Below are 15,245 nucleotides of genomic sequence, written 5' to 3'. Positions count from 1 at the left end.
TTTGTCGCTTATAGAATAACATTGGAAGGCACTTCGTGCCTACATAAAAGCAAAAAATTCCTTGAGATCAGATCTCAAGGAATTTTTTACTTTAGGCTGTATAAAAAGACTTATGTCCCAGCCTCTTTTAAATTTTAGCTATAACTAATCAATGCTCTTTCACAAATGCACGCACCATCTGCGCCAGCGGTGTTCGTAAAACAATGTTTAAAACAACATAAATCGCACCGCCCAGCACAACTTCTAAAGCTAAATTAAGGATACTCAGCTTCAACATTGGGTCAATAACACGAATCGTTATACCCATCACTAATCCGGCTAGTAGATACTTCCAAGTTCCAGAAAAAAGCTGTTTGAAGTCCAATTCATGGCGAACAACGATCAATTGTGAAACCGTAACCGCTAATTCGGCGATTGCGGCCGCATACATGGCACCTTCAACCCCAAAGGTCAAAATTGCTGGAATACTAAAAATAACATTCAACACCGACCCTACTGTTATTGTCACAGTGTACTGCTTATTGCGGCGGGTGGGTAATAGATATTGTTGTCCAATCAAATTACTTAAGGCAATAAAAATAATCACTGGTGCTTGAATCGCCATTAATTCACCAACTTGTTGGTAGGGACGGCCATAATAAATTAAGACGAATTTTTGTGAAACAGCCATGATCCCGAATGTCAACGCTACTGACAAGCCAAGCATCACATTAGCGGATTTATATAAGTAACTTTTGACTTCATCCATCTTATTGTTACCAAATAGATGTGCCATATGTGGTAACAATACAACTCCCAGCGATGTTACCAGTGTCAGCAACAGCTGGATAATCTTATCTGACAAATCAAAAAAACCAGCCGCAGTTACATTATCTAGCTTCCAAATCAAGGTCCGGTTCAATGAAGTATACAAAGTAACAGCAATTTGCGGTAATAATAGGATCAGTGCTGGGCTGAAGTGGCGCAAAATGTTCAGCTCCTTGTACTTTGGTACCCCCACCAAGTTCTTCAAATAAGGCCACAACGTCAAGTTCCCCAGTAATTGAGAGAGTGTCAGAATCAAGATGTAAGCCCCTAAATCACTAGGTTGCTTGATCAAGGTAAAAATTAAAATAGTTGAAACAATTTTAACCAGCATGTTCCGCAAGACCGTCTTACGGAAATCTTCTAGACCCATGAAGAACCAAGAAATATCAAAGGCACCGGCAATAATCAGAAAGGATTGGAAAAAGAAATATTTCTGATATTCATGTTCCCAGTTTAAAAATATCAAGAAAGCCACATAGGCAACAGCGATCGTAATGAACTTCAGGAAGGTAATCTCCCAAAAAACTTTGGTCCGCTTATCAGGGTCGTCCCGCACCGTCGCAATTTCACGATTTCCATAAATCATGATGCCCAGCTGACCTACCAGCAGAAAATAATTGACCACTGAATTCGTAGAAGTATTGATCCCAATTCCAGTTCTAGATAGTACTCTGGTAATATAGGGATAGGTAAAAAGTGGAATAATCATGTTCAGGATCTGATAGCCAGCATTATACATGTAATTTTTAAGTACTTTCATCAAAAATCTCCATCTAAAAAATATCAATCTTGTTCAGTTTAGCAAAGTTTGGCTGAAAAGAAACCTAAATTTAAAATAAAAATCATTTTACACTTTATTCACAATCAATAAAAGTCAACTAAGGCTATCTAAAAACTCCCAAAGCTTAAATAAAAATTTAGGCTTTGAGAGCAATCACAATTCCTTATACTATTTTATGATTTATATTAGATTTAATTTCTTGTAAGTAATGCCGATAAATTGCAAAAGCCGCATTATCTGAACTATCTGGAAATAAAAAATTCGGTACTTTGTCAACAGGCACCCATTCTGCAGAAGTTAGTTCTGAGGATAAAGTTAATTTTTGTTTTTTCGCTAAGGCAATAAACCCATGCATCAATACGCCAGTTTTATGAAACCAATAAGTCCCTGTAAAGTGCAAATTAGTTAGCTCAGTGATCCCCAATTCCTCCTCAACTTCACGTGCTGCTGCGGTCTCTGCAGTTTCACCAACCTGCATATATCCAGAAATAAGCGATTCATATTTCTCGGAGAGATAAGGCATCTTAGCTAGGGCAATTTCGTTAAATTCATTGTGTACTAATACCAGTACACAATCAGTGAACACGGGGAACCAAAAACGTTCACAAACTGAACAATAGGGTATTTTCCCATCATCCCCAGCAGTCTTTAAAATTAACTTTGTACCACAGGTTGGGCAAAAATTATAAGCCATGAAGTGATAAACCTCCAAATCCATATCTAGTCGATATATAGTCGTAGATTACCCCTCTTATGTATAAAGTACAAGCACACAAAGTTTAGAAGATTTTCCAGAAAGGAATTAATTAATGGAAGCAAAAATACAACCTTATCAGTATCATTTTATCAAAAAGCAAGTCCTCACCCTGGTTGAGGCCTACCAACATGTAAGTGATTTGACTACTTTACAGGCATTGCAGTCCATAACAGCTGATCGAATCCACGAGATTGTCGGTCATGATTATCCAGAAATAGCCAATCTAATTCACACGGTGTCTGACATTACATTACGCAAAAACACAGCCAACACGATCTTGGCAAATTTTAAAGATTTCGTTATTCCTTTTGAAATTCCTTCAAAAGCACGTTTAAGTAAGTTATTTGCTAAAACTAAGAAATTAACCGTTCCTGATTTTGCACAACAATTAGATCCCCGCGACCTATCTTACCTTGGTTGGAATGATCCTGGCCAGCAACAGAAATTTATCACAGCTTATCATGATGATACCCTAATCGGCGTTCAAGGCCACTTAGCTACTAAAACACAACCAGGCTTTTGTGCCATTTGTCAGCATCATTCAGAGGTCTCGCTTTTCCTGGCAACTACACCGATAAACTACGATGGCACTTATACCAAAAAGGGCGATTATATTTGTCGCGATAGTGTGCGTTGTAATCAACAGCTCATGGATCCACTGAATCTGTGGCAATTTATGGAAAATGTACAGAATAAGTAATTCAAACAAATAATTTGCTTTTCATTCAGCCTGAACCATCTTGACCCACTGGATCAATTTTGCCAGTCGAGCTCGTGGTGCTTTAGTCTGTTGTGGAGTTGCTTGTAACTGCTTCAATTGACGCTCATACGTCTTGCTTTTAGCCAGAATATCGGCAGCTTTTTTGCCAAGAAGTTTGATTGAGACTTAGATCCCGATCATCAGGGTTAAACTGCCGCTGTGCTTCAATTTGGTTCTGTTCGGTCTCTAAGTCATCGATGGTCCGATCAATTTGGCTTAGGCGTCGGGCCATTCTTTTAGTATCTTGAATACTGTGATACTGGTAGCCATATTTATTCTGATAGTTTTTGTGATAATAATAGCTACCACCGACCAATAGTAAAAGTATTGCTATAAGTCCCAGCCCTATTGCTTTCTTTGATCTCACGTAAAATCCCCCAGTTTTCTGTCCTTTGGTGCCCATTATACCGAATAAAGGTGTCAAATTAACACCTACAATTCACCTAGATTTTATTGACGGCTGTGAATCATTATGATTTAATGAGAATAATTAATAATCGAGGAGGAATACAGTGATACTTTTACGGACGCAGCTTTCAAAAACTAAATTTAGCTTTAGCAACTTTAGCTAGCGTCCGTATCATTTTAGATACGGGCGATTCTCCATTTACCCGTGTCTAAAGTCGCCAAGCTGTAATTTCCAATGCCGACTAGACACTAATCTAGTCAGTAAACTTGCGATAACCTAAGTAGCCGACTAGAAATATTTTTGTTCTAGTCGGTTTTTTTATGACCTCGAATTAGTTTTTGAAGGGAGTCGCATGTATGTCATTGTCACAAGCACCCGCCACGTCAAGGTCTATGCTCATTCACACCCTCGGACCTACTACTACAGATAGCTGCTTAGCTATTCAGACTTATCTTGCCCAGCAGCATGTAACTGCTCAAATTCAATTACATCCTAATTACGAGACTATCTTAACGCATTTAACCGATTACAAATCTGAATACTTGTGGATCCCTGCCGCTTTCCAATCGCAAGTCTTACACGAAACTTGGGGTGATATCCATTATTGCCAGTTAGATCATTTAGATTTACAAACTAGTTTTACCAATCAATTAGACCAGCTCTTACTACTTGAAAATACCTTGGTGACCAATCAAATTGCCTTTACCCATGCAGCGACTGCCAAATTGTTATTGCAGCAGCTACCTGATGCCGTAATTAAAACAAGCCCTAGCAAATATCAAGCTTACCAAATCTTTCTTAATAATCCCGTTCGCTATGTTCTGACCAACGCTAGAATTATTACCTTGCGAGCGACTGATCAGATTTTAAAAGTCTGGCAGCCAAAGATGGTTTGGTGCTTATATCAAATTATTTAGTACTTTCGACCCCTTTCAACAATTTCTCAACGCGCGTATAATAATTGAGATAAATTCTTGTAAGTTTTGACGAAAGGAGGTCCGTTCATGTCGATCGGTGTACAACTGGACTGGTTATTACGTTTACTAGTTGCAGCCCTATGTGGCAGTATGATTGGCTATGACCGCTCCAGCCGACTTAAAAATGCTGGGATTCGTACCCACACGATTGTTGCCATCGGTGCTGCCTTAGCCATGATCATCTCCAAATATGGTTTTTATGACATTTTAGCGCATAATAACATTGCCCTAGACCCTTCACGGATCGCCGCTCAAATTATTAGTGGGATCAGTTTTATCGGTGCCGGTACGATCCTGGTCAAGAATGATGGTGTTAACGGTCTGACCACAGCAGCTGGCGTTTGGACCACTGCCGTAGTTGGCATGGCCGTTGGTGCTGGACTATACTTCATCAGTATCGTTTCCGCCCTGTTCATCGTTCTAGTCCAACGCATTATTCGTGATGGTTTCTTATTACAACATATTATCCGCCATGTCGCTCTACATTTGCGTGTCGAGATCAATAATAATCAACAGGAAATTACCGAGCTGAAGCAAACCTTGACAGAAGCCGGTGTTCAAGATGTTAAAGTCCAAATTCTTCACATTTCTAAGGATCGCATGGTGATTCAACTTTACGGCAAAGTGGAACATTCATTTAATCGCAACCGACTACTTCTGACCGTAAGCAGCCAAAGTAATGTTAAAAAAGTGCAAATGGATTAATTATTTTTATAAGAATAGACCGTCCAGCGTAAGAATATTATTACGTTAGGCGGTCTATTGTTTTTGATTTTAATCAGCTGAATTTTTCTTGAAAATTCCAGTTTTTGCATACAATATAACTGAAAGCATAATTAGAATTGCCGCAAATATTGCGATACTAGTGAAACCATAAAACTGTTTAAACAGAAGTCCGCCGACAATTCCAGCAATCGTTTCACCAAAATACATAGCAGCATTTGATAATGAAGAAATAGTACTACGTGCATTTTCAGTAGTGCTTTGAAGTGTTGTCATAAAGAGTGGGAATAAAAAGCCATTCAATAAAAATACAACAGTTAACAAAACTTCTGCTTGCCAAAAGACTTTTGCAAATGGCAATAACAGATACACATCAATTAAGCAAATTAGTTCATAAAGGAAAGTTTTTCTTAGACCTAATTTATCTACAATCCGATTGCCAAACAGTGAACCAGCCAGGTTCCCGGCTCCAATAGCAATCATTGCCGTACCAATACCAGACAAAGATAATCCAAAACTCTGTGTAAACCATGTTGAAATGAATGTCATACATGCGAAAGATCCGGTTTGAAAAATGAAGTATGCTATCAAATAGCTCATTGACCGATTATTAATTAAAATGCTTTTGTATATTTTCGCAAACGAAAATTTTTCTCTTTGTCCTGCTTCTAACTCTGGTAATACAAATATAAATAACAACAGTAATATTAATGATGCCCCCGAGATGACAACAAATGGCATATGCCATGAAAAAGCTGCTAGATAACTGCCTATTGGAATACCTATAAGTTGTGAAACTGACAATCCTGCAGTCGCATACCCCATTACTTTTACAATTTTATCTTTGCTTACCACAACCGGAATGGAGGCCCAAACTTGTGGTGTAATAAAAGAAGCACTAATTCCAGCCATTAAGCGAAACAGAAGCATCAATTGGAAATTAAAGGCAAAGGCACATAGGAACGTAGATATTGTAAAAGCAACCAGTCCCCAAATCATTACTTTTTTTCGATCTCTACCATCTGATATTGGACCTGATATTAATGCGAAAGCGGCATATCCAATTGCATATGCACTAACCATCCAACCGGATATAGATGTAGAAATAGCATATATCTTACTTAGTGTTGGTAGCAGTGGAGAGATTAAAAATGTATCCGTCCCGATTAAAAACATTGTTAAGAAAAAAACAAATGAATATCTTTTTGATGTCAAAATATGTACCTCATATTCTCTAAATTATGAATATAACTACCGTGAAACTAAAGTGCATTATGTAAATATATAATTTCCTCCCTGACAATTAAGTTTATAATTGAATAGTTCCAAAACAATCAAACTGTTTCTAATTAGGTTACCATTGACCTCATCACTTGTCAATGGTACTATATATTCATGATTATCAAACAATTATCCCTAAACGAAACTAGAGTTCAAATCTTCAAAGCTTTATCGGACGAAGCTAGACTGACAATTGTCAAAATGTTATATACCAATGGAAAAGAAATGAGCTGTGGAGAGATAGGTGAAACCCTTAACATCAATAAGTCAACAGTTTCTTATCATTTCAAAACTTTGCGTGAGGCCGGGTTAACAACTACAAGAAAGTCTGGAAAAAATAAATTTGTTTCCCTTAACCTGGAAGTATTTCACACTTTCTTGCCTGGTTTTCTTGACACACTATGATATTGAAAATAGTAACCTGTAACTTTCATAATAAAAGCCGTCTGCGACTGGAGTCACACTCCAATTACAGACGACTTTTATTATATTTACATTAGCAAACAACGATTACAGCCAATTGAAAATAACAGCAAACCCAAAGATTACAAAAGAAATTCCAAAAAGTGTGGCACTCCACAGGGCTAACGGCATGAACGCTGAGGTACTAGCAGTGCCCTTCTTTTGTAGACTTTTATAAGCCCTATAGACGTTAAAAAGTTGAATTGCTCCAAACATAACCATGATGATACCGATCACGATCTTTAACATACCCCACATCTCCCTTAAAAGGCTGAATTAGTAATTTACGCCATTTATTGTAGGCGTTAACAATATTGGCAAAACAACTATTAATCTCAAAATCATTATAACAGTTCTTGACTCATAAATGTCTATCAGACAATTCAAAAATGGCATGACAATTCCAGTAGTTCTTATCATAAACGAGACTCAAAAACACCCTATACCTGTCCACAAAATGATATCTGACAGTTACAAGGTGTTCCACGTGAAACATAGTTTAAGATTACAAATCTGCTTTGGCTTTAGCTTCGATCTGTTCCAAAGATTTACCGGCTGTTTCTGGAGCGAATTTGATCGCAAACAATAGCGACAAAACATTCAGGCCAACAAAGACCATGAATGTACCAAACATACCCATTTTAGCTAAGATAATCGGGAACAAGTACCCTACAATAAAGTTACTGAACCACAAGAAGAATGTGGCAAAGCCCATCCCTAAACCGCGGATCTTTTCTGGAAAAATTTCGGATAATAGTAACCAAGTCAACGGTCCCAGTGCACTTTGGAAAAAGGCCAGATAAACGATGGTCAAAGTAATCGTGACGTAAGGCAATATTATCATACCGCTTAAAAAGCGATTAGCTAACGCAATCCCTAGCATGGCAGTCATTGTGCCACAAATACCAGTGATCAACATTGACCGTCGCTTGACCGTTTTCATCAATCGGATCGTGACGATAGTGGCAATGACTGAAGTCAGTCCGTTAAAAATATTAGCGATCAAAGCCGCATTACGGCCAAAGCCGGAGCTTTGCAAAATAGTTGTCCCATAATACATCATGACATTGATTCCGGCGATTTGCTGCATGACACCAAGACCAATCCCAATCAATACTAGGTGCCGAACCCAAGAAACTTTTAAATCTTTGAATGAGGCCGGCTTTAATTGCGCTTCAGCTTGAGCTGTTTTTTGAATGCGTTCAAGTTCTGGTTTCGCTTCATCTGCTAACCGAATCTTGTTCAATACGCCTAAGGCCGCGTTCAACTTACCATGTGCGACCAGCCACCGAGGTGATTCAGGTACTAAGAACATCCCCAGCCATAATAGAATTGCGGGAATCGACGCTAAAACGATCATCCAACGCCAGATACCTGCCACATTACCAAAAAGATTACCTAAGATGGCATTTAAAACAAAAGCTAATAACTGACCGGTAACAATCATCAATTCATTTTGTGTGACAATTTGTCCCCGCAACCGCAACGGTGCGATTTCCGCTAAAAAAGACGGTACGATGACCGAAGTGCCACCAACAGCTAAGCCTAAAATAAAGCGCACGAAGATTAAAATCGTGGCGCTTGGCGCAAGAGCTGACCCTACGGTACCTAAGATAAAGAGCAGCGCTAAAGCACTTAATACGCGCTTACGGCCTTTTTTATCGGCAATTCGCCCGATCAAAACTGCCCCAAAAGCCGCGCCCAAAGTCAAGGCACTGGTTACGAGTCCTTGCATATTCGCCGACATATTCAGCTGATTGCTGCGCGACATAAATGGTAGTGCCCCATTGATCACACCGGTATCATATCCGAACAAGAGTCCGCCTAATGTGACAATATGCGTGACGAGTTTCAAATAATGAGCACTAGACCAATGAATGTGAAACTTATGTACCAGATGGCTTAACCTTAAATTCAACGCTTTATCCTGATAACTTGAAAAGACGAATCGTTTTTGACTGTTCAGCATAACTCTATAAAGATCCCCTCACCTATTAAAGAATAATGATGTTCGAATTAAAATTTAATTTGTTTATATAATAATTATAAACTCAAAAACTTAATTTCGTCAAAATTAGTCTCCATATGAAGGTCTATTAGCCAAACTCAGTGTCTACTAGTTCAAAAATAGTCAGAGATAGCCCCACGTTGATGAATCAATAGCTCATCTAAAATCTGAATTTGTTCAGGTGTACCTACTACCTGCCCACGTTGCATTAGGTCACGCAAGCTAGCAACGCCGAGACAGGCTGCCGTTAACGTTGCAATCGACAATTGAATATCAGCTTGTCCTAACGTAGTGGCTTGTTTATCCAAGGTTATCTGGCCATCCTGCATTGCCAAACGCCATAAGCCCTGGTTTTCAGCGATAATTGGATCAGAAACAGCGATCGTCAATGATTGGTTTAACTTGCCTTGATAAGGATATGCTTTAAAAAATTCCGATAAATTCACGATGCGTGCCATCATATAAGGCAAAATTTGGGTCTTCACTTGACTTGGTTCAGAAAACAGGTCCAGGTCAACTTGACTGCCGGCTTTATAAAACCGAATAGTTTCAAAATTATTACTATGTGCGGCAAAAAAGTTAAATAAGCGATCACGACTCTGCTGATCCACTGTTGCCATCTCTTCAACGACGAATTGTGCTGCCTGTCGTTCGTATAACGCATAACCCATAATTCGATCCTGTTGGTAAAGACAAACCAGTTCCCAATCATTTTTCTTGAGCAAATAATCCCACCACCACTGTTCACGAATAATGCCACCTGCTGCTTGTGGAAATTTTTTGGTAATTAGCGCTAACGTATCCATATTTACCGCTTTTAGCTTAGAACGGTAAATTTGTTCATCTGCCAAAGGCTTTGCATAATTTTTTAACAACGTGGCAGGTACTTGATAGCATACTTTATCAAAGGCATAGGTATAACCAAACTTAGCATAATATCGAAATGAGAATGGTGCTAAATAAGATAAAGCTGTCTTTTGCTGATGCATCGCTACCAACGTCTGTTTCAGCAATAGACTCGCTAAGCCTTGCCCACTGGCTTCTGGAGCTGTCATCACATCGCCAATGCCCCCCATGGACATCGTTTTACCAAAAAAGTTTACTTTAAAAGGCAGCTGATAGAGTCCACTAACTAATTGTTGTTTATCATCATAGATGCCATATGCTTGAGCGTGCGCATACCGCGTTTTAAAAAATGCGCGTCGTGCGTCACTATCCTGACGATTAAAAGCATATAAATATAATTGATAGAAATTTGCTTCATCTTCAAGCCCCAATCTGTAACTTACTGCCATATTAGCCACTCCCTTAGCTTAAATAGGAAGGGGCCGGGACAAAACCAATGCTTTGTCTACGGCCCCAATTATTTCACGAACAAATGTATCTTAAAGGTGTTCCAAAAGGCAACGCCTTTTGTTTCACTCTCTTGATGTTTCAAATTTATTCATTTACCTCAAATTTGAATTTAGACCAAGAGGTGATATATGGGATCAAAAATTGGTTGCTTGCCGTCACATGACCAACCACATTTTTATGTCCGCCAATATTGGGCATGGGCTTGGTTACCAAGCCCAACTCACCTTTATATTGACCAAAACTATTATTCCCAATCGTAATATCACCGTACTGCAATTGATCAACGGCATTAAATGCTGGAATATCAGCTTCTTGATATTTTACACGGACGAAAGTAGAACGAATACTGTATTCATTGACATCGCCACGATTAAAGTGCTGATTTTCGAATAGAATTTCCTGTTCAACTGGACTAATACCAGCTACTGGGTCAACGGCCAGTTTCAATTGGCTTTGATCTAGCTGACTTAGTGCCTCCAATTCCACGTCATCTGGGATCGCATTACTGATAATGATATCGTCGATCAAACCAGTCGCGATTAAATGTTTGGCTTGCGTCACAATATCCAGCTTGCGGTGCATCTCCAAAGTTGGTAAACCATCGTTATAATCGTGCGGCCCATCTGCACCAGACTTGGCAGTCACAAAAGCAGCTGTGCGCATGCCTTTTTGCTTATAGTAAGCTGAACATTTCATGAAGTAATCTAAGCTCAAACCGGTGAAAGGTTGCGGATAGAAGTTATGGCAACCGATCACATGCGTCATATTCGGTTGAAAATCAAAAATTGGCGAGCTGTCATTACTCATGTTCAACTCAATGTCTAAGCCAAACTCATTGAAACTCATTAAGGATTCTTCTAAACCGTCAAAATTAGAATCCAGCCGAATGCCAGTAGCGCCAATATCCTTGAAGAAATGCAAATCTTTGTAGGAAATGTCTAACGCCTCAAAAATACTGGGATTGACATCTAAAATAACGGCCATGTGATTCTCTCTAGCTGTCTGAATGACTTGTTGATAACGATCGATGGTATCATCAGCATTTTTACCCAACTCCAACAAACTTGTGAAGCAGCGCCGATACCCCAATTTTGCCGCTTTGCGAATATAGGCTTGAATATCTGCAATCGATTCTTTATCTGGATAAAACGAAATACCTAACATATGCAAACTCCCTATCGGCTACTTTTTGACCTGCTTATATAAATCAACCATTTGCCCAGCTAAATCACGAAAAGTAATAGCATTCATTACATGATCCTGCCCGTGAACCATTAATAAATTCACTTCAGCATGATGCCCTTGGGCTTCTTCCGTCAACATACCAGTCTGGGCATTATGTGCTTCGCTTAAAAATTTATCTGCAGCTTTTAACTTCTTTTCGGCTTCGTCAAAATCGCCTACCTTGGCAGCATTAATAGCTTCCATTGCGGCACCTTTGGCATTACCCCCACTAATGATCAATTGCATCGTTACCTGTAAATTGCTGTCCTCTTCAGTCATGGCCCAATCTCCTTAATTCAAATTATTTAGCTTCGTCAATTAATTTCAGCGCTTCATCAAGCACCTTTTCGCCACGCATCATGCCGTAATCTTGCATGTTGATCACTTCAACAGGAATATCAACTTTGCCTTGATAATCCTTTAATAAATAACTAACTTGTGGGCCTAACATCAAAACATCCGGATTCTCAGTACTAATTTTTTCGTCTGCATCTGAGGCAGCTGTGGCAAAAATCTCAGCATCGATACCTTTATCTTTAGCAGCATTTTGCATCTTACTTACCATTAAACTTGTCGACATACCTGCAGCACATACTAACATAATTGTTTTATCAGCCATTTTTATTACCCCTTTTTTAATTTATTATCCAAATTTTTAAGCATTTTTTGCCGCAAACTGGGCTTCTTCTTTCAATTTATCGCGGTCCAAGGCTTTGAAGAAGTACCCGTAAATCAATGCATCGATCACAATATTAAAGAGTTGTAACACAGCGCCAGATAAGTGTCCGGTTGCCAAGAACCCGGAAATAATTGGCGGCGTCGTCCAAGGCACCATGACCCCCATTGTTCGTGCCACCATCCCAGTAGACATAGCTACATACGTAGATAAAACGTTGAAGAGCGGCGCAGCAATGAATGGAATGACTATGCGATAATTCATAACGATTGGTAGCCCAAAGACAATCGGTTCATTGATGTTAAAAATTGCTGGTCCGGCAACTAATTTACCTAGCGTTTTAAACTCAACACTCTTAGACATGAACGCCAGCATCATTGCTAAGCCCAACGTTGCACCAGAACCACCCATGTGTACGAAATTATCAAAAAACTGTTGCGTGACAACGTTTGGTAAAGCATGTCCAGCTTTCATGGCTGCTGCGTTTTGATTCATGGCATTTAACCAAATTGGCATCATGACGCCACTAACCACGTTGGCCCCATGGATTCCGAAGATCCAAAGCAAACAAATGACAAATTCAGCAACCAAGGCACCTGGCAATGTATTGCTGAGCGTGCCTAGTGGTTTAGACAAGAAGAAAGTAATGATATTAGGAATGCTCCCCATTGGGGTTGCTTCAACGCCAAGTCTGATCAACCAAACGAGGACTAAGGCTAAGCCACCAGGAATCAATGAAGCAAACGAGTTACTAACAGCTGGCGGCACACTTTCAGGCATTTTGATCGTAATCTTTTTGTGGACTAACCAAACATAGAAATCTGTAATGAATAAACCTACTAAAATTGCTGTAAACAAACCACTGGAATCCAATTGTTGTAAAGGAATCCAAAAGGCACCGGCTTTATCGATACGCATTGGAATCGTTAGAATAAAGGCACCCGTACTAACAATTGCTGCTGAAAATGCATCAACTTTATAACTTTTAGCCAAGTTATAAGCAATTCCGAACACAGCCACTAAACCCATTAAATGAAATGATGCGTCGGTTGGATACTGAATGACCGTTGCCCAATTCTTCCCAAATGTTTGTAACATGAAGGCTTGATAGCCCTTGATCGGGAACTGGGCAATAATCATGAATACCGACCCAATAATAATCATTGGTACTGCTGCTGCCATCCCATCTCGTAAAGCTACCAGATGTCTAGAAGCAGCTAATTTTGAGAAAAACGGTACGAGTTTCTCATTGATAAAACTACTATTTTTATCTTTCCCCATTATGTACGCACCCCAATTTAATTTAGATCTTCACCATTTGATGAAATAACCTTTTTGTACCACTCGAACGAATCCTTCTTAGAACGTTGCAAGCTCCCTTGCCCTTGATCATCTTTATCAACATAGATAAAGCCATAGCGTTTAGACATCTGTCCGGTTCCGGCCGAAATCAAATCGATACAGCCCCAAGGGGTATAGCCCATCAAATCAACACCATCAACGGCTACCGCCAATTCCATTTGTTCAATGTGCTGCCGTAAATAGTCAATGCGGTAATCGTCATGAATCTTGCCATCAGCTTCGACCTTGTCCACAGCACCATAGCCATTTTCAACAATAAATTGTGGTATCTGATAACGATCATTGAGCCAGTTCATGACGTAACGTAAGCCTTCTGGATCAATTTGCCAGCCCCATTCAGACTGCTGTAAGAACTGATTAGCAACCAAGTCTGCCGCCTCGTTGTAATGATAATCAACCGGTTCGTTATCCTTGCTAGCGACCGTAAAGGACATGTAGTAGCTAAACCCAATGTAATCGACTTTGCCTGCTTGCAATACATCAAGATCTGCCAATGTTATATCAAGGTCATACCCAGCACGACGCTGGTAAGCTGTTAACCAACTTGGGTACTGTCCCTTAACTTGAACATCTAAATACCAATATCTCGCTTGCATCGCCCGTTCAGCTTTCATAATATCTTGCGGCTTTGAAGTTGCCGGATAAATCGGTACCATTGCTACCATGGCACCAATTTGAAAATCTGGATTGATCTGATGTCCAATCTGAACTGCCAAAGCACTAGCGACTACCTCATAATGGGAAGCTTGATACATTACTTCTTCAGCATTCTCACCTGGTTTTACCTGAATGCCGGAATTCGTGAAAATTGCGAACTCACGCTGGTAGTCGGTCTGATTGTTGATTTCGTTGAAAGTCATCCAATACTTAACTTTGTTTTTGTATCGTTTGAAAACCGTCGTTGCAAACTTAACAAAGAAGTCGATCATACGGCGATCACGCCAGCCACCGTATGCTTTGACTAAGTGATATGGCATTTCGAAGTGAGATAACGTGATGACTGGTTCGATGCCGTATTTATGACATTCATCAAAAACACGGTCATAAAACTCGAGGCCGGCTTCGTTAGGCTCAGCTTCATCCCCATTGGGAAAAATTCTGGTCCAGGCAATTGATGTTCTAAATGCCTTAAAGTCCATTTCAGCAAAAAGCTTGATATCTTCTTTATAGTGATGGTAAAAATCAATGCCTTCATGATTAGGATAATACTCAGCAGCTTTAACGCCATCTGTAATGCGGCGTTCAATCCTATTCGCACCAGCTGTCATCACATCAGCGATACTGACACCCTTACCACCTTGATCCCAGCCACCTTCTAATTGATGGGCAGCAACGGCCCCGCCCCATAAAAAGCCCTTCGGTAAAGCGTTTACTTTTTCAACCAAAAAAAAACCTCCAATAATTGGTACAAACCAAAATGTATTTATTATATTGGTGACCCATACAAACAATAAATATGAGTTGTTATTGATTACAACTCATATGATATAGCGCTTTCATTATTTTGTAAAGTATAATTTTAATTATACTTTACAAAATCAAAACCACCCGTCAAACGGGTGGTTTGCTCTGAGGCTATAAGCCTCTATTACCGACCAGCGCCTAAAGACGCTGGCTTTTTAGTTCAAGCCAATTTGTCCTTGCCACTTTTGCTCACCCCTT

16 protein-coding genes are annotated in these 15,245 nt (G+C 39.6%); 4 read left to right on the top strand and 12 right to left on the bottom strand.

Going from position 1 to position 15,245, the window contains the following annotated elements; all coding sequences use genetic code 11:
* Positions 1-148 precede the first annotated feature (148 nt).
* Both FHQ08_RS11710 and FHQ08_RS11705 read right to left on the bottom strand, forming a co-directional pair.
* Complete coding sequence (locus tag FHQ08_RS11710; protein WP_230914565.1) at positions 149-1,567, bottom strand: flippase; 1,419 nt, start codon at positions 1,565-1,567, stop codon at positions 149-151.
* A 184-nt stretch (positions 1,568-1,751) separates the two neighbouring features.
* Positions 1,752-2,282: an NAD(+) diphosphatase gene (locus tag FHQ08_RS11705; protein ID WP_230914564.1), complete on the bottom strand. Its 531-nt coding sequence runs from the start codon at positions 2,280-2,282 to the stop codon at positions 1,752-1,754.
* A 115-nt stretch (positions 2,283-2,397) separates the two neighbouring features.
* Here FHQ08_RS11705 and FHQ08_RS11700 point away from each other — a divergent pair, with 115 nt between their 5' ends.
* Positions 2,398-3,045 carry a FusB/FusC family EF-G-binding protein gene (locus FHQ08_RS11700; protein WP_230914563.1) on the top strand — a complete coding sequence of 216 codons (648 nt, stop codon included), beginning with the start codon at positions 2,398-2,400 and terminating at the stop codon, positions 3,043-3,045.
* Positions 3,046-3,184: 139 nt separating this feature from the next.
* On the opposite strand, the gene FHQ08_RS11695 is transcribed toward FHQ08_RS11700, so the two are convergent.
* Complete coding sequence (locus tag FHQ08_RS11695) at positions 3,185-3,472, bottom strand: hypothetical protein (RefSeq protein WP_230914562.1); 288 nt, start codon at positions 3,470-3,472, stop codon at positions 3,185-3,187.
* Between the two features lie 398 nt (positions 3,473-3,870).
* Here FHQ08_RS11695 and FHQ08_RS11690 point away from each other — a divergent pair, with 398 nt between their 5' ends.
* Positions 3,871-4,431: an amino acid biosynthesis protein gene (locus FHQ08_RS11690; RefSeq protein WP_230914561.1), complete on the top strand. Its 561-nt coding sequence runs from the start codon at positions 3,871-3,873 to the stop codon at positions 4,429-4,431.
* An 87-nt stretch (positions 4,432-4,518) separates the two neighbouring features.
* Positions 4,519-5,196 carry an MgtC/SapB family protein gene (locus FHQ08_RS11685; RefSeq protein WP_230914560.1) on the top strand — a complete coding sequence of 226 codons (678 nt, stop codon included), beginning with the start codon at positions 4,519-4,521 and terminating at the stop codon, positions 5,194-5,196.
* A gap of 69 nt (positions 5,197-5,265) precedes the next feature.
* Here FHQ08_RS11685 and FHQ08_RS11680 read toward each other — a convergent pair whose 3' ends face one another.
* Complete coding sequence (locus FHQ08_RS11680) at positions 5,266-6,429, bottom strand: MFS transporter (RefSeq protein ID WP_230914559.1); 1,164 nt, start codon at positions 6,427-6,429, stop codon at positions 5,266-5,268.
* 180 nt (positions 6,430-6,609) lie between these two features.
* On the opposite strand from FHQ08_RS11680, the gene FHQ08_RS11675 reads away from it, so the two are divergent.
* Positions 6,610-6,900, top strand: a complete 291-nt coding sequence (locus tag FHQ08_RS11675; RefSeq protein WP_230914558.1) for an ArsR/SmtB family transcription factor — start codon at positions 6,610-6,612, stop codon at positions 6,898-6,900.
* A 105-nt stretch (positions 6,901-7,005) separates the two neighbouring features.
* On the opposite strand, the gene FHQ08_RS11670 is transcribed toward FHQ08_RS11675, so the two are convergent.
* The 8 genes from FHQ08_RS11670 to FHQ08_RS11635 form a co-directional block, all read right to left on the bottom strand.
* Positions 7,006-7,206, bottom strand: coding sequence for an immunity protein (locus tag FHQ08_RS11670; protein WP_230914557.1), 201 nt, complete (start codon positions 7,204-7,206; stop codon positions 7,006-7,008).
* 256 nt (positions 7,207-7,462) lie between these two features.
* Positions 7,463-8,926 (bottom strand): sugar porter family MFS transporter, encoded by a 1,464-nt coding sequence (locus FHQ08_RS11665; RefSeq protein WP_230914556.1) that lies wholly within the window; start codon positions 8,924-8,926, stop codon positions 7,463-7,465.
* Between the two features lie 152 nt (positions 8,927-9,078).
* On the bottom strand, positions 9,079-10,260 hold the full coding sequence (locus FHQ08_RS11660) for a GNAT family N-acetyltransferase (RefSeq protein ID WP_230914555.1): 1,182 nt from the start codon (positions 10,258-10,260) through the stop codon (positions 9,079-9,081).
* Between the two features lie 145 nt (positions 10,261-10,405).
* Positions 10,406-11,485, bottom strand: coding sequence for a DUF871 domain-containing protein (locus FHQ08_RS11655; RefSeq protein WP_230914554.1), 1,080 nt, complete (start codon positions 11,483-11,485; stop codon positions 10,406-10,408).
* A gap of 18 nt (positions 11,486-11,503) precedes the next feature.
* Positions 11,504-11,824, bottom strand: coding sequence for a PTS lactose/cellobiose transporter subunit IIA (locus tag FHQ08_RS11650; RefSeq protein WP_230914553.1), 321 nt, complete (start codon positions 11,822-11,824; stop codon positions 11,504-11,506).
* Between the two features lie 22 nt (positions 11,825-11,846).
* Entirely contained in the window at positions 11,847-12,164 is a 318-nt protein-coding gene (locus FHQ08_RS11645; RefSeq protein WP_230914552.1) for a PTS sugar transporter subunit IIB, read from the bottom strand.
* 36 nt (positions 12,165-12,200) lie between these two features.
* A complete protein-coding gene (celB, locus tag FHQ08_RS11640) occupies positions 12,201-13,502 on the bottom strand; it encodes a PTS cellobiose transporter subunit IIC (protein WP_230914551.1) in 1,302 nt (433 codons plus the stop codon).
* Positions 13,503-13,519: 17 nt separating this feature from the next.
* Positions 13,520-14,968 carry a 6-phospho-beta-glucosidase gene (locus FHQ08_RS11635; protein WP_230914550.1) on the bottom strand — a complete coding sequence of 483 codons (1,449 nt, stop codon included), beginning with the start codon at positions 14,966-14,968 and terminating at the stop codon, positions 13,520-13,522.
* Between the last annotated feature and the right edge of the window lie 277 nt (positions 14,969-15,245).

The organism is Agrilactobacillus fermenti (genome assembly GCF_021030645.1).
In the GTDB taxonomy this organism is placed as follows: domain Bacteria; phylum Bacillota; class Bacilli; order Lactobacillales; family Lactobacillaceae; genus Agrilactobacillus; species Agrilactobacillus fermenti.
This window is presented reverse-complemented; position numbering and strand designations above follow the sequence as displayed.

Bases quoted from the DNA above. Each gene is read 5' to 3' on its own strand.
- FHQ08_RS11710 (WP_230914565.1), bottom strand. From the start codon at position 1,567: ATGAAAGTACTTAAAAATTACATGTATAATGCTGGCTATCAGATCCTG.
- FHQ08_RS11705 (WP_230914564.1), bottom strand. From the start codon at position 2,282: ATGGCTTATAATTTTTGCCCAACCTGTGGTACAAAGTTAATTTTAAAG.
- FHQ08_RS11700 (WP_230914563.1), top strand. From the start codon at position 2,398: ATGGAAGCAAAAATACAACCTTATCAGTATCATTTTATCAAAAAGCAA.
- FHQ08_RS11690 (WP_230914561.1), top strand. From the start codon at position 3,871: ATGTCATTGTCACAAGCACCCGCCACGTCAAGGTCTATGCTCATTCAC.
- FHQ08_RS11685 (WP_230914560.1), top strand. From the start codon at position 4,519: ATGTCGATCGGTGTACAACTGGACTGGTTATTACGTTTACTAGTTGCA.
- FHQ08_RS11675 (WP_230914558.1), top strand. From the start codon at position 6,610: ATGATTATCAAACAATTATCCCTAAACGAAACTAGAGTTCAAATCTTC.
- FHQ08_RS11670 (WP_230914557.1), bottom strand. From the start codon at position 7,206: ATGTTAAAGATCGTGATCGGTATCATCATGGTTATGTTTGGAGCAATT.
- FHQ08_RS11665 (WP_230914556.1), bottom strand. From the start codon at position 8,926: ATGCTGAACAGTCAAAAACGATTCGTCTTTTCAAGTTATCAGGATAAA.
- FHQ08_RS11660 (WP_230914555.1), bottom strand. From the start codon at position 10,260: ATGGCAGTAAGTTACAGATTGGGGCTTGAAGATGAAGCAAATTTCTAT.
- FHQ08_RS11655 (WP_230914554.1), bottom strand. From the start codon at position 11,485: ATGTTAGGTATTTCGTTTTATCCAGATAAAGAATCGATTGCAGATATT.
- FHQ08_RS11650 (WP_230914553.1), bottom strand. From the start codon at position 11,824: ATGACTGAAGAGGACAGCAATTTACAGGTAACGATGCAATTGATCATT.
- FHQ08_RS11645 (WP_230914552.1), bottom strand. From the start codon at position 12,164: ATGGCTGATAAAACAATTATGTTAGTATGTGCTGCAGGTATGTCGACA.
- celB (WP_230914551.1), bottom strand. From the start codon at position 13,502: ATGGGGAAAGATAAAAATAGTAGTTTTATCAATGAGAAACTCGTACCG.